Genomic DNA, 23,953 nt, shown 5'->3' on the forward strand with positions numbered 1-23,953 from the left:
AGACGTCTGAAGGAGAACAGAGTGGATTTCACCCTCCCCGAACATCTTCCGGGGCTGCTCGCCGAGATGGACGCGTTCATCGAGGCGGAGATCAAGCCGCTGGAACGGGAGCACATCCAGTACTTCGATTACCGCCGCGAGAATGCGCGCACCGATTGGGACAACGGCGGCATCCCTCAACGGGCGTGGGAAGACCTGCTGGGCGAGATGCGAGTGCGCGCCGATAAGGCCGGCTGGCTGCGATACGGCCTGCCGTCGCGGTTCGGTGGCCGCGACGGCACCAACCTTGACATGGCGGTCATCCGCGAACACCTGGCACACAAGGGCCTTGGGCTGCACAACGACCTGCAGGACGAGTCGTCGATCGTCGGGAACTTCCCGCAGGTCATCATGATGGAACGGTTCGGCACCGACGAGCAGAAGGCCCAATGGTGCGAGGCGCTGATCACCGGTGAGCGATCCATGGCGTTCGGCCTCACCGAGCCCGGCCACGGATCCGATGCCACCTGGCTTGAGACCCGCGCCGAACCGGATGGCGACGGCTGGGTCATCAACGGCGCCAAGCGGTTCAACACCGGCGTGCACCGGGCCACTCACGACCTGATCTTTGCGCGTACGTCCGGGGAGCCGGGGCAGGCCCGCGGCATCACCGCGTTTCTGGTGCCGACCAACACCCCCGGCTTCGCCGTGCCCTACTACTGGTGGACGTTCAACATGCCGACCGACCACGGCGAGGTCGTACTCACCGACGTCCGCGTTCCCGGCGACGCAGTGCTTGGCGAGGTCGATCGTGGCCTGGAAGTCGGTCAGACGTTCCTGCACGAGAACAGGATTCGCCAGGCCGCCAGCAGCCTGGGTGCTGCGCAGTACTGCATCGACCGCGCCGTCGCCTACGCCAGCGAACGGAATGTGTTCGGCAAGCCGCTGGCGGTGAACCAGGCTGTGCAGTGGCCGCTGGTCGAGTTGCAGACCGAAGCCCAGATGGTGCGGTTGCTGGTGTATTACGCGGCCTGGCACCTCGATCACGACCATCACATGGAGGTGTCGGACAAGGTGTCGATGGCCAACTACCGGGCCAACCGCCTGGTCTGTGAGGCGGCCGACCGCGCAATGCAGGTGTTCGGCGGTGTCGGCTACAGCAGGCACCAGCCGTTCGAGCACATCTACCGCCACCACCGTCGCTACCGGATCACCGAGGGCGCCGAGGAGATTCAGATCCGTCGAGTCGCGCAGCGGCTCTTCGGGTTCGGGCGCAAGTGAAGGAACAGCTCGAGGCCGTGCTGCGCCCGGTGCTGGGCGATGGGGTCGTCGTCAAGAATCTCAACACCCTGACTGGCGGGGCCAGCCGGACCACCTGGGCGTTCGATGCGGTGTCCGGGCAGGACCGCCGGGCGTTGATCCTGCGGACCGGCCCACCCGACGACGTGCACGCCGGGATGGAACTCGAGGCCAGCGTCCAGCAGCGTGCTGCAGCCGCCGGCGCGCCTGTCCCCCGCATCCTGACCGCGGACAATTCCCCTGTCGCACTGGGCAACCCGTACCTGATCTGCGAGGCGATCGGCGGCGAAACAATCGTGCGGCGCATCCACCGAGCGCTCGACGAGGCCGCCCGCGACCGGTTGCTGCGCCAGTGCGCGCAGGCGCTGGCCGCCATTCATCGGGCAGATCCCGACGGCATCGGCTTGACGGACGCCGATCAGCTCACCGAGTGGCGCGACAGGCTCGACGAGATGGGCGACACCACGGCCACGTTCGAATGGGCGTTTCGCTGGCTCGGTGCGCACCGGCCGCCGCCGTCGCCACCGCGACTGGTGCACGGCGACTTTCGGATGGGCAACCTGATCGTCGACGAATCCGGTCTGGCGGCCGTCCTCGACTGGGAGCTCGTGCACATCGGCGAGTTCTACGAGGACCTCGCGTGGTTCTGCATCCGGGCTTGGCGGTTCGGGGCGCCCGAGCAGCTCGGCGCCGGCGGGCTTGGCAGCGTCGAAACCTTCCTATCCGCATATGAAGCCGCCGCCGGCACGGCCGTCGATCGTGACGCGTTCCGGTGGTGGCTCACGCTTGCCACCCTGCGCTGGGGCGTCATCTGCCGCGTTCAGGCCGAGCGGCACCTGTCCGGGCAGACGCGGTCGGTGGAACTCGCGGCCATCGGACGGCGCGTCAGCGAAACCGAATGGGACGTATTGGATTTGCTGGAGGGGTGGGGTCCGCGATGAGCACCTATGGAAGGCCCACGGCAGCGGAACTCGTCGCCGCGGTGGCCGACTTCCTCGACAACGAGGTGCGCGCCGCCACCGAAGGGCACGTGAACTTCCACGCCCGCGTCGCCGCCAACGCGCTGCACATCGTCGAACGCGAGCTCGGGGCCTCGGCCGGTGAGGTTACCGATGCGCTCGACACGCTCGGCTTCACCGACGAAGCCCGACTGGCGGCGGCGATCCGCGCAGGCGAGCTGGACGCACGTGCAGGTGACGTGCTGCCGTGCCTGCGTACGCTGGTGCGCCATCGGCTGGCGGTCGACCACCCCGGCTACGACTCGCCGTAGCGATTTGTGGAGTTTGGCGGTGGTGGGCGCCGCTGAGACTCCACAAATCGCGGAACCTAGAGTCGACGAGCTCGGGCCAGCCAGGCCGGTTCGTCGACACGCGCGCCGACCGGCAAACCCAGCGCTTCTGAGTGCGGTTCGCCGACGACCCCGCGGTACGTCGTGGTGTCCAACGCCTCGAGCACCCAGCCGTCGCCGAACGCCTCGCGGATCACCGCCTCGCTGACCTCGGGGCCGAATCCGCGGCCGGCGTCGGACAGGGCGAGCACGTGCACCAGCGCACCCGGCCGGCATGCGGCGTGCAGGCTGGCGACGTATTTCGGCCGATCGGCGTCATCGAAGATGTGGAACAGCGCGCTGTCGATGATCGTGTCGTACACCTGTTCGTCACCGAGGTTCGTCGCGTCCCCGACCTCGAACTTGGCGTCGACGCCCTTGGCGGCGGCGTTCTCGCGGGCCTGTTCGACGGCATTGGGCGAGTAATCGATGCCCAGCACGTCATATCCCAGGCGGGTCAGCAGGATGGTGTGCTCCCCTGCGCCGCAACCGACGTCGAGCACCTTGCCGCTGATCACGCCGGTTCGTTCCAGCTCGACGATCGCGGGCTGCGGCTCGCCGATCACCCACGGCGCGGTGCGGGCTTGGTAGGCATCGTCAAACAGCGAGAAGGCAGGTGTCGTATCCATGAAAGGAAGTGTTTTACCTCAACCACTCTTGAGGTCAAGCCATTACGCTGACGACATGCCCGCCGTCGACGCTGACGCCATCACCGACGTCGCTGATCGCCTGTTCGAGGCGATCGAGCACAGCGACATCGCGATGATCGAGCAGTTGTGGAACGACGACGTCGCAGTATGGAAGAGCGGTGAAGAGCGCGCCCGTGACAGGGACCGCGCGCTTCGGGTGATCACCTGGTTCATCAACCGAACCACCGACCGCCGTTACGAGATCCTTGACCGCCGCGTGTTCGACGGCGGGTTCGTCCAGCAGCACATCCTGCACGCGAAGGGTCGTGACGGCGGATCGATCTCGATGCGGGTCTGCATCGTTATCAAGTTGGGCGCCAACGGGCTAATCAGCCGGATCGACGAATATTTCGACCCAGCAGAACTCGCCCCCCTGCTCGGGTCGACCGATTCACCGCGGAGGTGACATGGCAGGCATCAAAGAAATTCTCGACAGTCCCGAATCCGCCGGCGTATGGCGGGTAGTTGCCGACGAATCAACAATCAGGTTCAAGTCCAAGTCGATGTGGGGGTTGATGCCCGTCAAGGGCAGCATCAAAGAGTTCAGCGGCGAAGGCCAAATCAGCAGCGGGCCAACGCTATCCGGGCGCGTTGATATCAAGACCGCATCGTTGGAGACCGGAATTCGCAAGCGTGACGACCACCTGCGTTCAGCGGATTTCTTTGAGGTCGAGAAGTACCCGGAGACCAGCTTGGTGATCACCGGGGTCGAAGCCGTCAACGACGACACCGTCGACCTGCGCGCGGAGCTCACCGTCAAGGGCACCACGAAGCCCCTGCCTCTTCGCGCCGCCGTCACGGTGCTCGGCGATGGCGCGTTGCGGCTCACCACACAGGCCACCGTCAACCGCAAGGACTTCGGCGTTGACGGCAATATGGTCGGCATGATCACCGACGACGTGACGATCTCGGGTGACGTTTTGTTCCGGCGGGTCCAAGCCTCGCCGTAACATCGGCGCATGGCTTCGCCTTCCGGCCCGTTGCGGGTCCTGGTCTACAGCGACAACCCCAGAACGCGCGAGCAAGTGCAGCTGGCGCTGGGCAAGCGCGTGCACCCCGAGCTGCCAGAGCTGACGTATGTCGACGTCGCCACCGGCCCGATGGTCATTCGTCTGATGGATGAGGGCGGGTTCGATCTGGTGATCCTCGACGGGGAGGCCACGCCCGTCGGCGGCATGGGAATCGCCAAGCAGCTCAAGGACGAGATTGCCGATTGCCCGCCGATCCTGGTGCTGACCGGGCGACCCGACGATGCGTGGCTGGCCAGCTGGTCGCGTGCCGAAGCAGCGGTTCCCCACCCGATCGACCCGATCCGTTTGGGCGACGCCGTGGCGTCCCTGCTGCGCACCCTCGTGTAATAGACAACGGCGCGAATCCTCCTGTCGCACTTGCCTGTTCGAGGCACGACGAGATGGCGACACGGTGCTAGTAGCGATACTAACCAAAATGTGTGGCGTGCATCAAAAAGCCCGCTAGGGTGTGGGTAAGCTCACATCGACAGCCCACGAGGGAGCGTTTGCTCGGTATGGATTTGTACACGCCCATTCTGGTTCTCGGCGCCATCGCAGCCGCGTTTGCGGTCGGCTCGGTCGGCATTGCGCTGCTGATCGGCCCCCGGCGCTACAACCATTCGAAGCTAGAGGCTTACGAGTGCGGCATCGAGCCGGTGCCGGAGTTGGCGTCGGCCCACTCCGCGGGCCAGCGGTTTCCGATCAAGTACTACCTGACCGCGATGTTGTTCATCATCTTCGACATCGAGATCGTCTTCCTCTACCCGTGGGCGGTGGCCTTCGACAGTCTCGGGCTGTTTGCGCTGGTAGAGATGCTTCTGTTCATGGTCGTGGTGTTCGTGGCCTACGCGTATGTGTGGCGACGGGGAGGCCTGACATGGGACTAGAAGAAAAGCTGCCCGGCGGGATCCTGCTGTCCACGGTGGAGAAGGTGGCCGGCTATATCCGCAAGGGCTCCCTGTGGCCCGCGACCTTCGGCCTGGCCTGCTGTGCGATCGAGATGATGGCGACGGCGGGGCCGCGCTTCGATATCTCGCGCTTCGGCATGGAGCGGTTTTCGGCAACTCCCCGGCAGGCGGACCTGATGATCGTCGCAGGCCGGGTGAGTCAGAAGATGGCGCCGGTGCTGCGCCAGATCTATGACCAGATGGCCGAGCCCAAGTGGGTGCTGGCAATGGGTGTGTGCGCCTCGTCTGGCGGGATGTTCAATAACTACGCCATTGTCCAGGGCGTCGATCACGTCGTCCCCGTAGACATCTATCTGCCAGGATGCCCGCCGCGCCCCGAGATGCTCCTGCACGCAATCCTCAAGCTGCACGACAAGATTCAAGAGATGCCGCTCGGCGTGCACCGCGAGGAGGCGATCCGCGAAGCCGAGAAGGCAGCACTGGCCGTCACGCCGACCATCGAACTCAAAGGTTTGCTGCGGTGACCGAGAACGCCAATGGCCCTCAGGCTGACCTCCACCCCCCAGAGGTCATCGGTGTGCGCCGCGGCATGTTCGGGGCCAAGGGTTCCGGGGACACCTCGGGCTACGGCCGCCTCGTGCGGCCCGTCGCACTGCCTGGCAGTTCACCGCGCCCATACGGCAGCTATTTCGACGACGTCGTCGACAAACTCGCCGCCGCGCTCGGGGAGGACGGTTACGCGGCGTCCATCGAGCGGGTGGTGGTCTTCCGCGATGAGTTGACGCTGGAGGTGCAGCGCGAGCAGCTGCCTGCCGTTGCGCAGGTGCTCCGGGATGACCCCGGGCTGAGGTTCGAGCTGTGCCTGGGAGTCAGCGGCGTGCACTACCCGGACGATGCGGGACGCGAGCTGCATGCCGTCTACCCGCTGATGTCGATCACGCACAACCGTCGCATCCGGGTCGAGGTTGCCGCACCAGACGCCGACCCGCACATCCCGTCGCTGTACTCGGCGTACCCGACCGTCGACTGGCACGAGCGGGAGACCTACGACTTCTTCGGCATCGTCTTCGACGGGCATCCCGCGTTGACCCGTATCGAAATGCCTGACGACTGGGTCGGGCATCCACAACGCAAGGACTACCCGTTGGGCGGCATACCGGTGGAGTACCACGGCGCCGAGATCCCGCCGCCCGATCAGCGGAGGGCCTACAGCTGATGAGCACATCCCCCGAACCGCCCGTGTCGGGCGGTACCGAAAGGGTGGTCGTCGTCGGCGGCCAGGACTGGGACCAAGTCGTTGCGGCGGCAAGGGAAAACGCGCAATCCCATGTCGGCGAACGCATCGTCGTCAACATGGGCCCGCAGCACCCCTCCACGCACGGGGTGCTGCGCCTGATCCTCGAGATCGAAGGCGAGACCATCGTCGAGGCCCGCTGCGGAATCGGATACCTGCACACCGGAATCGAGAAGAACCTCGAGTTCCGCAACTGGACTCAGGGCGTCACCTTCGTGACCCGAATGGATTACCTCTCACCGCTTTTCAACGAAACTGTGTACTGCCTCGGCGTAGAGAAACTGCTCGAGGTCACCGACGACATCCCCGAACGGGCCAGCGTCATCCGCGTGATGATGATGGAACTCAACCGCATCTCCTCACACCTGGTGGCGCTCGCGACCGGCGGTATGGAATTGGGCTCCATGGGCGCGATGTTCTACGGGTTCCGCGAGCGCGAGCAGATCCTGTCGATCTTCGAGACCATCACCGGGCTGCGGATGAACAACGCCTACATCCGGCCCGGCGGGGTGGCGATGGACCTGCCCGACGAGGCCCTCCCGCAGATCCGCGACATGCTCAAGCTGATGCCGAAGCGCCTGAAAGACTTGGAGGATCTTCTTTCCGAGAACTACATCTGGAAGGCCCGCACCCAGGGCATCGGATATCTGGATCTGACCGGATGCATAGCGCTGGGCATCACCGGCCCATGCCTGCGGTCCACCGGACTCCCGCACGACCTGCGCAGGGCGCAACCCTATTGCGGTTACGAGACATACGAATTCGACGTCATCACCGACGACGCGTGCGACTCCTACGGCCGCTACCTGATCAGGGTCAAGGAAATGCACGAGTCGCTGAAGATCATCGAGCAGTGCATCGATCGGTTGCAGCCCGGACCAGTGATGATCCAGGACAAGAAGCTGGCGTGGCCGGCCGACCTGAAGCTCGGGCCCGACGGCCTCGGCAACTCCCCCGAGCACATCGCGAAGATCATGGGCCACTCGATGGAGGGGCTGATCCACCACTTCAAACTCGTGACCGAGGGCATCCGGGTGCCGGCGGGTCAGGTCTACGTTGCGGTCGAGTCGCCGCGCGGAGAGCTGGGCGTACACATGGTCTCCGATGGCGGCACCCGCCCGTACCGGGTGCACTACCGAGATCCGTCGTTCAACAACCTTCAGGCTGTGGCCGCGATGTGTGAGGGCGGCATGGTCGCCGACGCGATCACCGCTGTGGCGTCGATCGACCCGGTGATGGGCGGGGTGGACCGATGAGCGCTTGCGCGAAGAGGAGAAGGCACAGGTGAGCGTGTTCCTCGAGCTCGGTCAGCGTCCCGACGAGCCGGGGCCACCGATTCACGGTCTCGAGACATACCCGCCCGACGTGGCGGCGCGGCTGGCCGGCGACGCCGAGCGGATCATTGCCCGCTATCCGCAGGGTCGCTCGGCGCTGCTGCCGCTTCTGCATCTCGTGCAGTCGGAGGACGGGTATCTCACGCCAGCGGGCATCGCGTTCTGCGCCGCACAGTTGGGCTTGACCCAAGCCGAAGTCACCGCGGTGGCCACCTTCTACTCGATGTACCGCCGCACACCGACAGGTGAGTATCTGGTCGGCGTATGCACGAACACGTTGTGCGCGGTCATGGGCGGCGACGCGATTCTCGATGCGCTGCAGGATCATTTGGACGTTCACGCCGGCGAGACCACCGCCGACGGCAGGGTCACCCTCGAACACATCGAATGCAATGCAGCGTGCGACTACGCGCCTGTCGTGATGGTCAACTGGGAGTTCTTCGACAACCAGACGCCGTCGTCGGCGCGCGACCTCGTCGACGGATTACGCGCCGGCCAGCCGCCCGCTCCGACCCGTGGCGCACCGCTGTGCTCCTTCAAGGAGACCGCCAGAATCCTTGCTGGACTGCCCGATCCGCAATCCGCCGCGGCGCAGGGCGCCGTCGGGGACGCCACCCTTGCCGGACTCCGGGTGGCTCGAGATCGCGGCATGGAGGCACCCAGCGCGGACTCGCCGGCACCGTCGAACGGCGCACCCGCCGATACGAAGGTTGCAGCCGAAGCCACCAAGAACGAACCCGCGCCAGGACCGTCGGCTACTGTTCCGCCCAAGCCCGAGGAGCCCGAAACCAACCCGGATGCAACGGATTCCAAGACATGACTCCACTGACCCCCGTTCTGAGCCGATTCTGGGACGAGCCTGAACCCTGGTCGATGGAGACCTACCGGCGCCACGAAGGTTACGTTGCCCTCGAGCGCGCGCTCGCTATGGATCCCGACGATCTCATCGCCACGATGAAGGATTCGGGTCTGAGGGGACGCGGCGGCGCCGGGTTCCCGACGGGCACCAAATGGTCGTTCATTCCGCAGGATGACACCGGAGCGGGCGCCAAACCGCATTACCTCGTCGTCAACGCCGACGAGTCCGAACCCGGTACGTGCAAAGACATTCCGCTGATGCTGACGACACCGCACTTCTTGGTGGAGGGAGTGATCATCGCCGCGTATGCAATCCGGGCGCACCACGCCTTCATCTATGTGCGCGGCGAAGTCGTCCCGGTGCTGCGCCGACTGCAGGCCGCGGTCGCCGAGGCGTACGAGGCCGGCTATCTCGGCACTGACATCGCCGGGTCCGGTTTCGACCTGGAACTGATCGTTCATGCCGGTGCGGGGGCCTACATCTGCGGTGAGGAAACCGCGCTGCTCGACTCGCTCGAGGGCCGCCGCGGCCAACCGAGATTGCGCCCGCCGTTCCCCGCGGTGGCCGGCCTTTACGCCTGCCCCACCGTCGTCAACAATGTGGAATCCATTGCCAGTGTGCCGCCGGTTCTGCTCAACGGGGTGGACTGGTTCCGGTCGATGGGCTCCGAGAAGTCGCCCGGATTCACGCTGTACTCGCTGTCCGGACATGTCACCAATCCGGGGCAGTACGAAGCGCCGCTGGGTATCACGCTGCGCGAATTGCTCGAATATGCCGGCGGCGTACGGGCGGGCCACTCGCTGAAGTTCTGGACACCGGGCGGCTCCTCCACACCGCTGCTGACCGACGAACACCTCGACGTGCCACTCGATTACGAGGGTATGGCGGGCGTAGGCACGATGCTCGGAACCAAGGCGCTGCAGATATTCGACGAGACCACGTGCGTGGTGCGCGCGGTGCGCCGGTGGACGCAGTTCTATGCCCACGAGTCGTGCGGCAAGTGCACACCGTGCCGGGAAGGCACCTACTGGCTGGCGCAGATCTACGAGCGCCTCGAAACCGGCCGCGGCACCGAGGCCGACATTCAGAAGCTGCTCGACATCTCCGACAACATCTTCGGAAAGTCGTTCTGCGCCTTGGGCGACGGTGCTGCGGCCCCGATCATGTCGTCGATCAAGTTCTTCCGCGACGAGTACATCGCGCACCTGTCCGGCGGCTGTCCGTTCGACCCGCACGCTTCGACGCTGATGGCCACCGAGGAAGTGGGGGTGTGATGGTAATCGCGAATGTGCGTTTTCATACGCCTTCATCGGCGTGTCGCGTACGAAACTGCACACTCGCGCAGAACAAAGGGGTGGGGGTCTAGATGACGCAGACTGCAGACACCAGCACCGACGCCCCGCCGGTCGAGATGGTGAACATCACCATCGACGACGTCGACGTCAGTGTGCCCAAGGGCACCTTGGTGATTCGAGCCGCCGAACTGGTCGGCATTCAGATCCCGCGGTTCTGCGACCATCCCCTGCTCGATCCGGTGGGTGCCTGCCGGCAATGCCTGGTCGAGGTCGAGGGCCAGCGCAAGCCGATGGCGTCGTGCACCACGACGTGCACCCCAGACATGATTGTGCGCACCCAGTTGACCTCCGAGGCTGCGGACAAGGCGCAGCAGGGGGTGATGGAACTCCTGCTCATCAACCACCCCCTGGACTGCCCGGTGTGCGATAAGGGCGGCGAGTGCCCGCTGCAAAACCAGGCGATGTCCAACGGCCGGGTCGAAACCCGGTTCGAGGACGTCAAGCGAACCTTCCCCAAACCGATCAACATCTCGTCCGAGGTGCTGTTGGACCGGGAACGCTGCGTCTTATGCGCCCGCTGCACCCGGTTCTCCGAGCAGATCGCCGGAGACCCGTTCATCGACCTGCTCGAACGGGGTGCGATGCAACAGGTCGGCATCGCCCCTGGCGAGCCCTTCCAGTCGTACTACTCGGGCAACACCGTGCAGATTTGCCCGGTCGGGGCGCTCACCGGTGCTGCCTACCGGTTCCGTGCCCGCCCGTTCGATCTTGTGTCCAGCCCCAGCGTGTGCGAACACTGCGCTTCTGGATGTGCACAGCGCACCGACCATCGCCGCGGAAAAGTCATGCGCCGGTTGGCCGGTGACGACCCACAAGTCAACGAGGAGTGGAACTGCGACAAGGGCCGCTGGGCGTTCACCTATACCACCCAGGGTGACCGCATCACCACCCCGCACATCCGAGACGATGACGGCAAGCTGCGGCCCGCGTCCTGGTCGGAAGCCCTGAGTGTGGCGGCCACCGGGCTTGCCGCGGCGAACGGGAGTGCCGGAGTGCTGGTTGGCGGGCGGGTAACCGTCGAAGACGCCTACGCCTACTCCAAGTTCGCCCGAATGGTCTTGGGCACCAACGACATCGACTTCCGCGCGCGGCCGCACAGCGTCGAGGAAACCGCGTTCCTCGCCGCCCATGTCGCCGGCAGGCCGATGGAGGTGACCTACGCCGATCTGCAGGCGGCACCGGCGGTGCTGCTGGCCGGATTCGAACCCGAAGAGGAATCACCGATTGTGTTCCTGCGGCTGCGCAAGGCGGTCCGCAAGAACGCTCTGCAGGTGATGGCGATCGCACCGTTCGCCACCCGCTCGCTGGTCAAGTTGCGTGGACGGTTGATTACGTCGGCGCCGGGTGGCGAGGCCGCAGCGCTGGACGGCTTGGCCGATGACACGCATTTGACGATGCCTGGCGCTGTCATCCTCGTCGGCGAGCGGCTTGCAACTTCGCCTGGAGCGCTTTCCGCTGCAAGCAGATTGGCGGCGGCGACCGGGGCCCGGCTGGCGTGGATACCGCGGCGGGCCGGCGAGCGCGGCGCTCTCGAGGCCGGTGCACTGCCCGGGCTGTTGCCAGGCGGTCGCCCGCTCAGTGATGCAACTGCCCGCGAACAGACCGCCGCCGCATGGAATTTCGGCGAACTGCCAAGCACCCAGGGTCGCGACACCGCGGGCATTCTGGCCGCGGCACGGGACGGCGAACTGGGCGCACTGCTCGTCGGTGGCGTGGAGCTCGCCGACCTCCCCGACCCGGATGCGGCGCTGGCGGCGATCACTGCCGCGCCGTTCGTCGTCAGCCTCGAGCTGCGGGAAAGCGCGGTGACCGAACTCGCCGACGTGGTGTTCCCGGTCGCGCCGGTAGTCGAGAAGGACGGCGCGTTCATGAACTGGGAGGGGCGAATTCGCCCGTTCGGGCCGTCACTGCACACCAACGCCACACCGGATCGGCGGGTGCTGGGCTTCCTCGCCGACGAACTCGGCGTCGACCTGAACATGTCGACCGCGGTCGTCGCAGGCGAGGAGATGGCACGGCTCGGATTGTGGGCCGGCCGGCGGCCCGACGCCCCACAGGTGGCACCGTCGCGGCCTACGCAGCCCGCTAAAGGGCAGGCCGTCCTGGCCAGCTGGCGCATGCTGCTCGACGCGGGACGCCTGCAGGACGGTGAACCGCACCTGGCGGGCACCGCCCATTCGCCGGTCGCGCGGATGTCGGCGGCCGCTGCAGGCGAAATCGGCGCGGCCGACGGCGATCTGGTCACGGTGAGCACCGACCGCGGCGCGATCACCCTTCCGTTGGCGATCACGGACATTGCCGACGGCACAGTGTGGCTGCCGCTGAACTCCCCCGGATCCGCGGTGCACCGACAGCTCGGCGTGACGTCCGGAGCCGTCGTCTCGATCGGGCGGGCGGAGCTGCCATGACGTATCCGGATCCCACACTGTTCGGCCACGACCCGTGGTGGCTGATCCTCGCCAAGGGTCTTCTCATCTTCGTGTTCCTGATGCTGTCCTTGTTGGTGGCGATCCTGCTGGAGCGCAAGCTCCTCGGCTGGATGCAGATGCGACCCGGCCCCAATCGCGTCGGACCGTGGGGACTCCTTCAGTCGCTGGTGGACGGCGTCAAGCTGGCGCTCAAGGAGGGGCTGATCCCCGCCGGTGTGGACAAGTTCATCTACCTTGCGGCGCCGGTTATCTCGGTTGTCCCCGCGTTCATCGCGTTCTCCGTCATCCCGATGGGTGGCGAGGTGTCGGTGTTCGGGCACCGCACGGCATTGCAGCTGACCGATATGCCCGTCGCGGTGCTGTTCGTGCTCGCCGCGACGTCAATCGGGGTGTACGGAATCGTGTTGGCGGGCTGGGCCTCCGGCTCCACCTATCCGCTACTGGGCGGTCTTCGCTCGAGCGCGCAAGTGATCTCCTACGAGATCGCGATGGCGTTGTCGTTTGCCGCGGTCTTCATCTACGCGGGCACGATGTCGACGTCGGGCATTGTCGCCGCGCAGAAAGGTACCTGGTACGTCTTTCTGCTGCTGCCGTCGTTCGTCGTCTACGTCATCTCGATGGTCGGCGAAACCAACCGCGCGCCTTTCGATCTGCCCGAGGCCGAGGGCGAGCTGGTCGGCGGGTTCCACACCGAGTACTCATCGATCAAGTTCGCGATGTTCATGCTCGCCGAGTACGTCAACATGTTCACGGTGTCGGCGCTGGCGACCACGTTGTTCTTCGGCGGCTGGCACGCGCCGTGGCCGATCAACATGTGGGACGGAGCCAACACCGGGTGGTGGACCCTGCTGTGGTTCGTCGCGAAGGTGTGGGGCTTCATGTTCCTGTTCTTCTGGCTCCGAGGAACGCTGCCGAGGATGCGCTACGACCAATTCATGGCGCTGGGCTGGAAAGTCCTGATCCCGGTTTCGCTGGCCTGGATCATGATCGTCGCCAGCACCCGCAGCCTGCGCAACCAGGGCTACGACCAGCTTTCGACCGGGCTGATCACCGTTGGCGCAGTGGTGGCGCTGATCCTGCTGTTTGCGCTGTGGAGAACCGTGCGGGCCAGAAACATTCGGAGGACTCCCGCTCCTGCCGTGGAAACCGGCGTGTTCTACCCGGTACCGCCGCTGCCGCCGAAAGAGATGACTTCAAAGGAGAAGGCCGATGCCCAAGTTCCTTGACGCGATCGCAGGATTCGGTGTCACGTTCGGCACCATGTTCAAGAAGCGGCTCACTGAGGAGTATCCGGAGAAACCCGGTCCGGTCGCCAAGCGCTACCACGGTCGGCATCAACTGAACCGGTATCCCGACGGGCTGGAGAAATGCATCGGCTGCGAGCTGTGCGCATGGGCCTGCCCGGCGGATGCCATCTACGTAGAGGGCGCTGATAACACCGAAGAGGAACGCTTCTCACCCGGCGAACGCTTCGGTGTGGTCTACCAGATCAACTATCTGCGGTGTATCGGCTGCGGGTTGTGCATCGAGGCCTGCCCCACCCGTGCGCTAACGATGACGAACGAATACGAGATGGCCGACGACAACCGCTCCGACTTGATCTGGGGCAAGGACAAACTGCTCGCACCGATGCAACCGGGCATGGAGGCGCCACCGCATCCGATGGCGCCCGGGAGCACCGACGAGGACTACTACCGCGGCAACATCAAGCCGATCACCGAGGGCGCCACGTGACGGTCGAGTTCCTCGCGGCAGCGGCCGCTGACACCGCCGGGCACACCTCCACAACAGAAGCGGTGCTGTTCTGGGTGCTCGGCATCGTTGCGGTCAGTGGTGCGATCGGAGTCGTCGCGGCGCCGAAAGCGGTGTACTCCGCGATGTCCCTGGCCACCACGATGATCGTGCTGGCCGTCTTCTACATCGCACAGGACGCGCTGTTCCTCGGAGTGGTGCAGGTGGTGGTCTACACCGGCGCGGTGATGATGTTGTTCTTGTTCGTGGTGATGCTCATCGGTGTCGACTCCTCGGAGTCACTGGTGGAAACCATTCGAGGCCAACGCATTGCGGCGATCGTCGTCGGCATCGGCTTCGGAGTTCTGCTCATCGCCGGTATCGGCAGTGTGTCGCAGACCGGATTCACCGGGCTGACACAAGCCAACGCGGGCGGCAATGTGCAGGGGCTGGCCACCCTGATCTTCACCCGGTACCTGTGGGCCTTCGAGTTGACCGGTGCGCTGCTGATCACCGCTGCCCTTGGCGCGATGGTGTTGGCACACCGTGAACGTTTCGAACGCCGAAAGACGCAGCGCGAGCTTGCGGAAGCCCGGTTCCGGCCAGGCGGACATCCGACCACGCTGCCCAGTCCCGGCGTCTATGCCCGCAATAACGCCGTCGACATGGCGGCCCGCCTTCCCGACGGATCGGCCTCGGAGCTGTCGGTCAGCGCCCTTCTGCAGAAGCGAACGGTCGCCCAGAGCAACGGTAGTGGTGGTGACGAGTGAATCCCGATAATTACCTGTACCTGTCGGCGCTGCTGTTCACGATCGGCGCCTCGGGAGTGTTGCTGCGCCGCAATGCCATTGTCATGTTCATGTGCGTGGAGCTCATGCTCAACGCGTGCAACCTGGCCTTCGTGGCTTTCTCCCGTATGCACGGACATCTGGACGGCCAGGTGGTGGCGTTCTTCACCATGGTGGTCGCCGCCTGCGAGGTGGTGGTCGGCCTCGCCATCATCATGACCATCTTCCGAACCCGCCGCTCGGCCTCGGTCGACGACGCCAGCCTGCTGAAACACTAAGGCGGCCATGACAACTCTGGTGTGGCTGACGATAGTGCTCCCGTTGGCTGGCGCGGCGATTCTTCTGCTGGCCGGCACACGCTCCGACCGATGGGGCCACCTGCTTGGCTGCGCGGCAGCGGTCGGGTCGTTCATCTGCGGCGCGGTGCTGTTCTCCGACATGCTCGGCCGCGACGCCGAACATCGCGCTGTTCATCAGACACTGTTCTCTTGGGTCCCGGTGGAGGCCCTGCAGGTGGATTTCGGACTGCAACTCGACCAGCTGTCCATCTGCTTCGTGCTGCTGATCAGCGGCGTCGGCTCGCTGATCCACATCTACTCGATCGGCTATATGGCCGAAGACCCCGGCCGGAGAAGGTTTTTCGCGTACCTGAACCTGTTCCTGTCCGCGATGCTGCTCCTGGTGCTCGCCGACAACTATCTGGGCCTCTACGTCGGGTGGGAGGGCGTCGGGCTCGCGTCGTACCTGCTGATCGGCTTCTGGCACCACAAGCCGTCGGCGGCCACCGCGGCCAAGAAGGCGTTCGTGGTCAACCGCGTCGGTGACATGGGCCTGGCCATTGCGCTGATGGTGATGTTCGCCTTCATCGGCTCCGTCTCGTTCGAGGGTGTGTTCGCTGCCGCGCCGCTGCTCGGCGAGGGCACATTGACCGCGATCGGGCTGCTGCTGTTGTTGGCCGCATGCGGCAAGTCCGCGCAGGTTCCGTTGCAGTCCTGGCTGGGCGATGCGATGGAGGGCCCCACGCCCGTTTCGGCGCTCATCCACGCCGCCACCATGGTGACCGCCGGTGTCTATCTGATTGTGCGGTCGGGGCCCGTCTTCGATCTCGCGCCGGCGGCTCAGCTGGGCGTGGTAATCGTCGGCGCCGTAACGCTTCTGTTCGGCGCGATCGTCGGCTGCGCCAAGGACGACATCAAGAAGGCGCTCGCCGCGTCGACCATGAGCCAGATCGGTTACATGGTGCTGGCCGCTGGTCTGGGCCCGGCGGGCTACGCGTTCGCAATCATGCACCTGCTGACCCACGGCTTCTTCAAAGCCGGGCTGTTCCTCGGCGCCGGTTCGGTGATGCACGCAATGAACGACGAGGTGAACATGCGCCGATACGGCGCCCTGCGCACCGTGCTGCCGATCACCTTCGCGACGTTCGGGCTGGGCTATCTGGCAATCATCGGGGTGCCGCCGCTGGCCGGGTTTTTCTCCAAAGACGGCATCATCGAGGCCGCACTCGGTGCCGGCGGTGTCAAGGGCATCATCCTCGGCGGCGCGGCAATCCTGGGCGCGGGCATCACCGCCTTTTACATGACGCGGGTGATGTTGATGACGTTCTTCGGCGAAAAGCGTTGGGAGGATGAAGCTCACCCGCACGAAGCGCCTGCCGTCATGACGTTGCCGATGATCCTGCTCGCGGTCGGCTCGGTGGTCTCCGGCGGGGCGCTGGCAATCGGCGGCACGCTGAACCACTGGCTCGAGCCGGTCGTCGGCGCCCATGAAGCCCACCACGCCGTCCCCGTGTGGGTGGTGACCGCCATTATCCTCTCCGTCGTGGCGGTCGGCATCGTGATCGCCTACCGCATGTATGCCACCCGAGCCGTTCCCGAGGAAGCACCAGTCGGCTCGGCGTTGACCCTGGCGGCCCGTCAGGACCTCTACGGGGACGCGATCAACGAGCGCGTGTTCATGCGACCGGGACAGCTCCTCACCGAAGGTCTGGTGGAGATCGACGACGAGGCGGTCGACGGCGCCGCGACGGGCCTTGCCGGATTGGTCGGTCGCGTCTCGAACGGCTTGCGGCAGTTGCAGACCGGCTTCGCCCGCTCGTACGCGCTATCGATGTTGGCGGGTGCGGCCCTCGTGGTCGCCGCGATCCTGGCGGTGCAACTGTGGTGACCTCCCAAAGGCGACCGCGAGTGAGGATCGCAGCGAGGCACGAGCGAGGACCGGAGCGAGCGGGAGTCGAGGCATGAACAACGTTCCGTGGCTGACGATCCTGTGGGCGACACCGACGGTCGGTGCCGCTCTGGTGATGCTGATGCCCGCCGCGCAACGCGTGGTGGCCAAATGGCTTGCGCTGCTGATTTCGGTCGTGGTGCTGGCGCTGACCGCCGTCATCGCGCTCGGCTTCAAGCCCGGCGGTGAGCAGTACCAGTTCGTCGAATCCCACACGTGGATCCCGTCGTTCGGCACCGGCTACATCCTCGGCGTCGACGGCATCGCGCTGTCCCTGGTGGTTCTCACGGCAGTGTTGGTGCCGCTGCTGATCATCGCCGGCTGGAACGACGCCGACGACCAGACCGGACTGCGCGGACGGTCTGTGCAGACCTACCTCGCCCTGACGCTGGCCGTCGAGGGCATGGTGCTGATCTCGCTTGTTTCGCTGGACATCCTGCTCTTCTACGTCTTCTTCGAAGCGATGCTCATCCCGATGTACTTCCTCATCGGCGGATTCGGCGGCGAGAACCGCTCCAAAGCTGCGGTGAAGTTCTTGCTGTACAACCTGTTCGGCGGCCTCATCATGCTGGCCGCGGTGATCGGTCTCTACGTGGTGACCGCGCAGAGCGACGCATTCTCCGCGGGCACCTTCGACTTCCGCGAGATCGTGACCGCGGTGTCGAGCGGGCAGTTCGTCGTGAGTCCGGTCGTGATGCACCTGTTGTTCGGCGGTTTCATGTTCGCGTTCGCGGTCAAGGCGCCACTGTGGCCGTTCCACCGCTGGCTGCCCGACGCCGCGGTCGAGGCCACTCCCGCCAGCGCTGTGCTGATGATGGCGATCATGGACAAGGTCGGCACGTTCGGCATGCTGCGCTACTGCCTGCAGTTGTTCCCTGACTCCTCAAAGTATTTCCAACCCGTCATCGTCACGCTGGCGGTGATCGGCATCGTGTACGGGGCGATCGTGGCGATCGGACAGACCGATGTGATGCGCCTGATCGCCTACACGTCGATATCCCACTTCGGGTTCATCATCTTGGGCATCTTCGTGATGACCAGCCAGGGTCAGTCCGGCTCGACGCTGTACATGGTCAACCACGGCCTGTCGACGGCGGCGTTGTTCCTGATCGCCGGATTCCTGGTGTCGCGCAGAGGCACTCGCTTGATCGACGCGTACGGCGGGGTGCAGAAGGTGGCGCCGGTGCTGGCCGGCACGTTCCTGGTCGCCGGCCTGGCGACACTGTCGCTGCCCGGCCTGGCGCCGTTCATCAGCGAGTTCCTGGTCCTGATCGGCACTTTCACGCGCTACCCGGCGTTGGCGGTGTTCGCGGCGACCGCGCTGGTGCTCTCGGCGGTCTACATCCTGTGGATGTACCAACGCATGATGACAGGGCCGGTGAGAGACGGCAACGAGCGGCTTCGAGACCTGCTGCCCCGCGAGATCGTGGTCGTCGCACCGCTTATCGCGCTGCTGCTCGTGCTGGGCGTCTACCCCAAACCGGCTCTCGATGTGATCAACCCGGCGGTCACCCACACGCTGACCACGATCGATCAGCCTGACCCGGCACCGAAGATCGCGGAAGGGCAGACACCATGACGGAAACTCTTGGGCTGCCCACTCCCAACGTCGAATACGGCCTACTGTCGCCGATGCTGATCATCTTCTCGGTGGCCATTCTCGGTGTCCTCGTCGAGGCCTTCCTGCCCCGTCAGCAGCGGTATGCAGCTCAACTGGTGCTCAGCCTCGGTGGGCTGATCGCCGCGTTCGTCGCGGTGGTCGTGCTCGCCCGAGACCTGCACGGAGAGGCCGGGCGCACTGCAGTATTGGGCGCCGTCGCCGTCGACGCTCCTGCATTGTTCCTGCAGGGCACGATCCTGGTGGTCGGGGTGCTCGGCATTTTGCTCATCGCCGAGCGCCGAATCCCCGCGGAGTCCGAGGAGAGCGGCGGCGGGCTGGAAGCGTTCACCCCGCAAGCGTCGGCGATCGCGGGCAGCGTCGCCGAAAAGCTGGCCACCAAGGCCGGTGTCGCGCAGACCGAGGTGTTCCCGCTGACGATGTTCGCCGTCGGCGGCATGCTGTTGTTCCCGGCCGCCGATGATCTGCTGACCATGTTCATCGCGCTCGAGGTGCTGTCACTTCCGCTGTACCTGCTCTGCGGGCTGGCTCGCCGTCGCCGCCTGCTGTCGCAGGAAGCTTCGCTGAAATACTTTCTTCTGGGCGCGTTTTCGTCCGGATTCTTCCTTTATGGCGTGGCGTTGTTGTATGGCTACGCGGGCACGCTGAGCCTTACCGGGATCGCCGACGCCGTCGCGGCAGGGTCCGGTAAGACGTCACTGGCGCTGATCGGGACAGGCCTTCTGCTGGTTGGCGTGCTGTTCAAGATCGGGGCGGTGCCGTTCCACTCCTGGATTCCGGACGTGTATCAGGGTGCGCCGACGCCGATTACGGCGTTCATGGCCGCGGCCACCAAGATCGCCGCGTTCGGCGCAATGCTGCGCGTCTTCTACGTCGCTCTGCCAGAACTGCGCGACGACTGGCGGCCGGTGCTGTGGGCTATCGCGATCCTGACGATGGTGGTCGGAACGGTCACCGCGGTGACCCAAACCGATGTCAAGCGGATGCTGGCGTATTCAGCCGTGGCGCATACCGGGTTCATCCTCACCGGCGTTATCGCCGAGAACGAGGCAGGGCTGTCGTCGACGCTGTTCTACCTCTTCGCGTACGGCTTCAGCACCGTCGGCGCGTTCGCCGTGGTGGGCCTGGTCCGCGACGCGCACGGCGAGGAGGACACTGCGATGTCGCGATGGGCCGGCCTTGGTCGGCGCTATCCCATTGTGGGCGTAGTGTTTTCGCTGTTCCTGCTTGCCTTCGCCGGCATACCGCTGACCAGCGGCTTCGTCAGCAAGTTCGCGGTGTTCAAGGCCGCAGGTGAGGGCGGCGCCATTCCGCTGGTCATCGTCGGTGTCATCGCCAGCGCGATCGCCGCGTACTTCTACGTGCGGGTCATCGTGTTGATGTTCTTCACCGAGCCGCCCGACGACGCCCCCGTGGTGGTGGTGCCCAGCGTGCTCAGCACCGCCGTCGTCACGATCACCGCGGCAATCACGTTCGCCCTCGGCGCGCTGCCACAGCCCGTGCTGGACCTGGCGAACACCGCCAACCAATTCCTGCGCTAGCTTGCCGGAGCGTAAAAATCGAGCCGATTGCGCGGTTTCGTACGCGACACGCCGGGCAGTGCGTATGAAACCGCACACTCGCGATTGCACCAGATCCGGTTCATTGGGTCTGCTCGCGCAGGAAAGGCAGCCAACTACATTCGTTACATGACGACCGAACCGCTAGTTCTGATCACCAACACCGGCGCGGTTCGCGTGCTGACGCTCAACCGCCCCGGCGCACGGAATGCGTTGAGCCGCGACCTGATCAGGGCGGCGTATACGGCGTTGACGGAGGCCGACGCCGACGAGTCGGTGCACGCGGTGGTGCTCACCGGCGCCGACCCGGCATTCTGCGCGGGCGTGGACCTCAAGGAAGCCCAGCGCGACGGCCTGAAGTACTTCGAGGAGTTCCGATCGCAGAGCTGCATCGCCGCGACCGGCAAGATGCGCACGCCGATCGTCGCGGCGATCAACGGCGCGACGTTCACCGGTGGCCTGGAGATGGCGCTGGGCTGCGACTTCCTCATCGCCTCCGAGCGTGCGGTGTTCGCCGACACCCACGCTCGGGTCGGCATCCTGCCCGGCGGCGGCATGACCGCGCGACTGCCCCAGCTCGTCGGCCTCGCGATGGCCCGCAGGTTGTCGATGACCGGTGAGGTGGTCGACGCAGCGCGCGCCGAACGCATCGGCTTGGTCACCGAGGTCGTCGCCCACGAGCGGTTGCTCGACCGTGCCGTCGAGTTGGCTACGCAGATCGCCGAGGTTCCTGGCCCGACGATGCTCGGCCTCAAAGAGATCTACACGACCGGCGCCGCCGCGGTGATCGATCCCGCGCTGGCCGCCGAGCAGACGATCGCCTTCGCCCAGCACCGAGAATTCGGCGGCCTGGGCGACCAGTTCCGCGCGGTGAGCGAGCGCAACAAGCAACAGATCGAGCGCCCGGAATAGCCGCGCGGCCGTAGAGGTTGTCGACCGCATGACCTCATTGACTGGCAAGACGGCACTGGTAACGGGCGCCTCCCGCGGGATCGGCCGTGCCATCGCCCAGAGATTGGCCGCCGACGGCGCCACTGTAGCGGTGCACTACGGCGGCAACGACGCCGCCGCGGCCGAAACTATCAACGCGATTCAGGCCGCCGGCGGTCAGGCATTCCCGGTTCGCGCGCAGCTCGGCGTCGACGGTGATGTCGACACCTTGTTCGCCGCGCTCGAGGGCGGACTCGACGGCCGCCCACTCGACATCCTTGTCAACAACGCGGCGATCGCCACCTACGAAGCCACGATCGACCATGCGACGCCCGAACAATTCGACCGCGAGTTCGCGATCAACGTACGAGCGCCCTTCTTCATCGCCCAACGCGCATTGCCGATCATCAGAGACGGCGGCCGCATCATCAACATCTCGTCCGGTGTTACCTGGTTCGCCACGCCGCAGCTCGTGTACTCGATGACCAAAGGCGCGCTCAACGTACTCGGCCGCTCGCTGGCCAATGCTGTTGGTACACGCGGCATCACAGTGAACAACGTCTCCCCCGGCATCACCGACACCGATATGAACTCGTGGCTGCACGAATCCGACGAGGCGACGGCCGGCGTCGCAAGTATGACTGCACTGGACCGTGTGGGCGCGGCGGCTGACATCGCTGACACCGTCGCGTTCTTCGCCTCCGATGACAGCCGCTGGGTCACCGGCCAGACCGTCGAGGTGAACGGCGGCCTCTGGCTCGGTCAGCGGACGCCGGTATTCGGAGACGGGCCGAGCCGGTAGACGGTCATGGTGCGGGGCGTCGCAGGATGAACTCCGCAATGCGCTGCCCGCCGAACTGCGGCCGTGGCTTCGTGGCCGCGTCGACCTGCTCACGGGCCTGCTCCTCGACAGGGGTATCGGGGTCGAGCACCGAGAGGTACGCCGCATGGGCGGACAGTGACGCGACGGCGACGTCGATATAGCCGTCCACCACCTCGCCGTGGGTGGGATCGGGCCCGTTCTCGAAGAGCCAACGCGGCGGATCAGTTAGCGAATCGTACGCGGCTGCAACGGCATTGGAGAACTCGATATGGTCGCTCTGATTCGGTGCACCGGGCTCCCATTCAGGCCCGCTGTAGATGGTGATGACCAGATCGGGGGCCAGCGCTGTGATGGTCTCTGCGATCTTGGCGCGTAGCTCGACCGTGTTGCGTATCCGGCTGTCGGGAAAGTCCCACAACTGGACATCGTCGACGCCGACGATGGCAGCCGACCGCCTCTGTTCGCGTTCGCGCAGCGGGCCGGCTTCTTCGGGTGGCATCCCAGCGATGCCCTCCTCGCCGCGAGACGCCAAGGCGTAGTGCACCGTCTTGCCTGCGTCCGTCCACTTGGCGACGGCCGCAGCGCATCCGTACTCAGGATCGTCGGGATGTGGCATCAGAATTAACGCCGTGTGCCAGTCCGACGGGAACGGTTCTACGGCGGGCACCTCGCTATGTCACCACACCGTGCACCACGATGGCGGTGGTCTGATCAACCCAGTCCTCGCCGAGCGGCTCGTCGGGTCGCAGTAGAACTCGCAACATCGTCGCGCCGCCGATCACCTCGAGGAGCCGGTCCGGGTGGACGTCGGCGTGCACCTCCCCGCGCTCGCCGGCCTCAGCCAACCGCGTGCGTACCGCGACGAACACGTCGACGAAGCGGGACATCACCCGGGCGTTGAGGTCGGCGTCGGCCGCCATGTCCGCGATGAGCCCAGGCATCGCCGCGCGCACCACCGGACTGGTGAACACGTCGCGGGCGGCGGCGAGCATGGCGCGGATATCGGCGGTGATGTCACCGGGAGGCGTCTCGATGGCCGTTGGCGTGGCCGGGAAGGCGGCCTCGTGTACCAGCTCGGCCTTACTCGACCACCGGCGGTAAAGCGCGGTTTTGGTGGTGCCTGCCCGCTCTGCCACGGCGGCGATCGTGAGGTTCGAATAGCCGATTTCCACAAGCAGATCCGCCGTAGCGCGCAATATGGCAGCGTCAATACGTGGATCTCGGGGCCGCCCCGCGGCGGGGGTCTTGTCATCCAATGACGGGTCTGCTTTCATAACGCTACCCACCGTATCGTAATTGCGCGCCAAAGGAACAGCTCTCATGCCACCAGAACCGGCTGTCGAAGACGTCAGCCGCCTCGAGCACTCGAGTCGCGATATCAGCACGCTGCCTAATTTGATATCGCAGTGGCTCTCAACAGTGTTTCCAGGCGCAGTCGCCCCCCACATCACTGTGGAAAGTGGCGTGGACTCCAACGGCATGTCGTCGGAGACGATCATCTTGACCGGCCGCTGGGACGAAGACGGCGAGCAGCAGGAGCAGAAATGGGTGGCGCGGGTCGCGCCCACCGCACAGGACGTGCCGGTGTTCTCGTCATACCGCATGGACCATCAGTTCGACGTGATCCGGCTCGTTGGCGAGGAGACCGACGTTCCGGTCCCCCGCGTGCGATGGCTGGAACCCACTGGTTCGGTGCTCGGCGCGCCTTTCTTCCTGATGGACTACGTCGAGGGCCAGGTCCCGCCGGATGTGATGCCATACACGTTCGGCAACAATTGGTTCGCCGACGCACCCG

The 23,953-nt window shown here is 65.4% G+C and carries 24 protein-coding genes and 2 pseudogenes; 23 read left to right on the plus strand and 3 right to left on the minus strand.

Annotated features, from left to right (window positions below):
- Nucleotides 1–21 precede the first annotated feature (21 nt).
- Genes VFH65_RS30610 through VFH65_RS30620 form a run of 3 tightly spaced genes read left to right on the plus strand, consistent with a single transcriptional unit; the run spans nucleotide 22 to nucleotide 2,548 of the window.
- Nucleotides 22–1,260 carry an acyl-CoA dehydrogenase family protein gene (locus VFH65_RS30610; protein ID WP_353327082.1) on the plus strand — a complete coding sequence of 413 codons (1,239 nt, stop codon included), beginning with the start codon at nucleotides 22–24 and terminating at the stop codon, nucleotides 1,258–1,260.
- On the plus strand, nucleotides 1,257–2,219 hold the full coding sequence (locus VFH65_RS30615) for a phosphotransferase family protein (protein ID WP_353327084.1): 963 nt from the start codon (nucleotides 1,257–1,259) through the stop codon (nucleotides 2,217–2,219). The genes VFH65_RS30610 and VFH65_RS30615 overlap by 4 nt, the downstream gene beginning before the upstream one ends.
- Nucleotides 2,216–2,548 carry a DUF6285 domain-containing protein gene (locus VFH65_RS30620; RefSeq protein WP_353327086.1) on the plus strand — a complete coding sequence of 111 codons (333 nt, stop codon included), beginning with the start codon at nucleotides 2,216–2,218 and terminating at the stop codon, nucleotides 2,546–2,548. The genes VFH65_RS30615 and VFH65_RS30620 overlap by 4 nt, the downstream gene beginning before the upstream one ends.
- 56 nt (nucleotides 2,549–2,604) lie before the next feature.
- Here the strand turns inward: VFH65_RS30620 and VFH65_RS30625 are convergent, their stop codons facing one another.
- Nucleotides 2,605–3,234: a class I SAM-dependent methyltransferase gene (locus tag VFH65_RS30625; RefSeq protein ID WP_353327087.1), complete on the minus strand. Its 630-nt coding sequence runs from the start codon at nucleotides 3,232–3,234 to the stop codon at nucleotides 2,605–2,607.
- 55 nt (nucleotides 3,235–3,289) lie between these two features.
- On the opposite strand from VFH65_RS30625, the gene VFH65_RS30630 reads away from it, so the two are divergent.
- From VFH65_RS30630 to VFH65_RS30720, 19 genes and pseudogenes are all read left to right on the plus strand, one after another.
- A complete protein-coding gene (locus VFH65_RS30630; protein ID WP_353327088.1) occupies nucleotides 3,290–3,700 on the plus strand; it encodes a nuclear transport factor 2 family protein in 411 nt (136 codons plus the stop codon).
- A gap of 1 nt (nucleotide 3,701) precedes the next feature.
- Nucleotides 3,702–4,244: a YceI family protein gene (locus VFH65_RS30635; protein WP_353327090.1), complete on the plus strand. Its 543-nt coding sequence runs from the start codon at nucleotides 3,702–3,704 to the stop codon at nucleotides 4,242–4,244.
- Nucleotides 4,245–4,253: 9 nt separating this feature from the next.
- Nucleotides 4,254–4,652, plus strand: a complete 399-nt coding sequence (locus VFH65_RS30640; RefSeq protein ID WP_353327091.1) for a hypothetical protein — start codon at nucleotides 4,254–4,256, stop codon at nucleotides 4,650–4,652.
- A gap of 167 nt (nucleotides 4,653–4,819) precedes the next feature.
- Nucleotides 4,820–5,191 (plus strand): NADH-quinone oxidoreductase subunit A, encoded by a 372-nt coding sequence (locus tag VFH65_RS30645; protein ID WP_353327093.1) that lies wholly within the window; start codon nucleotides 4,820–4,822, stop codon nucleotides 5,189–5,191.
- Nucleotides 5,182–5,736 carry a NuoB/complex I 20 kDa subunit family protein gene (locus VFH65_RS30650; protein WP_067081948.1) on the plus strand — a complete coding sequence of 185 codons (555 nt, stop codon included), beginning with the start codon at nucleotides 5,182–5,184 and terminating at the stop codon, nucleotides 5,734–5,736. Before VFH65_RS30645 ends, VFH65_RS30650 begins: the two co-directional genes overlap by 10 nt.
- On the plus strand, nucleotides 5,733–6,428 hold the full coding sequence (locus VFH65_RS30655; RefSeq protein ID WP_353327095.1) for an NADH-quinone oxidoreductase subunit C: 696 nt from the start codon (nucleotides 5,733–5,735) through the stop codon (nucleotides 6,426–6,428). Before VFH65_RS30650 ends, VFH65_RS30655 begins: the two co-directional genes overlap by 4 nt.
- On the plus strand, nucleotides 6,428–7,762 hold the full coding sequence (nuoD, locus tag VFH65_RS30660; RefSeq protein ID WP_353327097.1) for an NADH dehydrogenase (quinone) subunit D: 1,335 nt from the start codon (nucleotides 6,428–6,430) through the stop codon (nucleotides 7,760–7,762). The genes VFH65_RS30655 and nuoD overlap by 1 nt, the downstream gene beginning before the upstream one ends.
- A gap of 28 nt (nucleotides 7,763–7,790) precedes the next feature.
- Complete coding sequence (gene nuoE, locus VFH65_RS30665; protein WP_353327099.1) at nucleotides 7,791–8,660, plus strand: NADH-quinone oxidoreductase subunit NuoE; 870 nt, start codon at nucleotides 7,791–7,793, stop codon at nucleotides 8,658–8,660.
- Complete coding sequence (gene nuoF / locus VFH65_RS30670; protein WP_353327100.1) at nucleotides 8,657–9,973, plus strand: NADH-quinone oxidoreductase subunit NuoF; 1,317 nt, start codon at nucleotides 8,657–8,659, stop codon at nucleotides 9,971–9,973. Before nuoE ends, nuoF begins: the two co-directional genes overlap by 4 nt.
- A 92-nt stretch (nucleotides 9,974–10,065) precedes the next feature.
- The gene (locus VFH65_RS30675) at nucleotides 10,066–12,462 is read left to right on the plus strand and encodes an NADH-quinone oxidoreductase subunit G (RefSeq protein ID WP_353327102.1); all 2,397 of its coding nucleotides are present in this window, start codon (nucleotides 10,066–10,068) and stop codon (nucleotides 12,460–12,462) included.
- Nucleotides 12,459–13,709 (plus strand): NADH-quinone oxidoreductase subunit NuoH, encoded by a 1,251-nt coding sequence (nuoH, locus tag VFH65_RS30680; RefSeq protein ID WP_353327104.1) that lies wholly within the window; start codon nucleotides 12,459–12,461, stop codon nucleotides 13,707–13,709. The genes VFH65_RS30675 and nuoH overlap by 4 nt, the downstream gene beginning before the upstream one ends.
- Nucleotides 13,684–14,217, plus strand: a pseudogene (nuoI, locus tag VFH65_RS30685) (NADH-quinone oxidoreductase subunit NuoI); the annotation flags it as partial. The gene nuoH and the pseudogene nuoI, both read left to right, overlap by 26 nt.
- The gene (locus VFH65_RS30690; RefSeq protein WP_353327106.1) at nucleotides 14,214–14,984 is read left to right on the plus strand and encodes an NADH-quinone oxidoreductase subunit J; all 771 of its coding nucleotides are present in this window, start codon (nucleotides 14,214–14,216) and stop codon (nucleotides 14,982–14,984) included. The pseudogene nuoI and the gene VFH65_RS30690, both read left to right, overlap by 4 nt.
- A complete protein-coding gene (nuoK, locus tag VFH65_RS30695) occupies nucleotides 14,981–15,280 on the plus strand; it encodes an NADH-quinone oxidoreductase subunit NuoK (protein ID WP_353327107.1) in 300 nt (99 codons plus the stop codon). The genes VFH65_RS30690 and nuoK overlap by 4 nt, the downstream gene beginning before the upstream one ends.
- Nucleotides 15,281–15,287: 7 nt before the next feature.
- A complete protein-coding gene (nuoL, locus tag VFH65_RS30700; RefSeq protein WP_353327109.1) occupies nucleotides 15,288–17,168 on the plus strand; it encodes an NADH-quinone oxidoreductase subunit L in 1,881 nt (626 codons plus the stop codon).
- A gap of 73 nt (nucleotides 17,169–17,241) precedes the next feature.
- Nucleotides 17,242–18,807, plus strand: coding sequence for an NADH-quinone oxidoreductase subunit M (locus VFH65_RS30705; protein WP_353327111.1), 1,566 nt, complete (start codon nucleotides 17,242–17,244; stop codon nucleotides 18,805–18,807).
- Nucleotides 18,804–20,387 carry an NADH-quinone oxidoreductase subunit NuoN gene (gene nuoN / locus VFH65_RS30710; protein ID WP_353327113.1) on the plus strand — a complete coding sequence of 528 codons (1,584 nt, stop codon included), beginning with the start codon at nucleotides 18,804–18,806 and terminating at the stop codon, nucleotides 20,385–20,387. Before VFH65_RS30705 ends, nuoN begins: the two co-directional genes overlap by 4 nt.
- A 147-nt stretch (nucleotides 20,388–20,534) precedes the next feature.
- Nucleotides 20,535–21,317 (plus strand): enoyl-CoA hydratase, encoded by a 783-nt coding sequence (locus VFH65_RS30715; protein WP_353327115.1) that lies wholly within the window; start codon nucleotides 20,535–20,537, stop codon nucleotides 21,315–21,317.
- A 28-nt stretch (nucleotides 21,318–21,345) separates the two neighbouring features.
- Entirely contained in the window at nucleotides 21,346–22,137 is a 792-nt protein-coding gene (locus VFH65_RS30720) for an SDR family NAD(P)-dependent oxidoreductase (protein ID WP_353327116.1), read from the plus strand.
- 4 nt (nucleotides 22,138–22,141) lie between these two features.
- Here the strand turns inward: VFH65_RS30720 and VFH65_RS30725 are convergent, their stop codons facing one another.
- Together VFH65_RS30725 and VFH65_RS30730 are read right to left on the minus strand one after the other, a co-directional pair.
- Nucleotides 22,142–22,774, minus strand: coding sequence for a PIG-L deacetylase family protein (locus VFH65_RS30725; RefSeq protein WP_353327120.1), 633 nt, complete (start codon nucleotides 22,772–22,774; stop codon nucleotides 22,142–22,144).
- Between the two features lie 55 nt (nucleotides 22,775–22,829).
- Nucleotides 22,830–23,432, minus strand: a complete 603-nt coding sequence (locus VFH65_RS30730; RefSeq protein ID WP_353327118.1) for a TetR/AcrR family transcriptional regulator — start codon at nucleotides 23,430–23,432, stop codon at nucleotides 22,830–22,832.
- Between the two features lie 46 nt (nucleotides 23,433–23,478).
- On the opposite strand from VFH65_RS30730, the pseudogene VFH65_RS30735 reads away from it, so the two are divergent.
- Nucleotides 23,479–23,953: pseudogene (locus VFH65_RS30735) on the plus strand (phosphotransferase family protein); the annotation flags it as partial.

This window comes from Mycobacterium sp. (assembly GCF_035697385.1).
In the GTDB taxonomy this organism is placed as follows: Bacteria; Actinomycetota; Actinomycetes; order Mycobacteriales; family Mycobacteriaceae; genus Mycobacterium.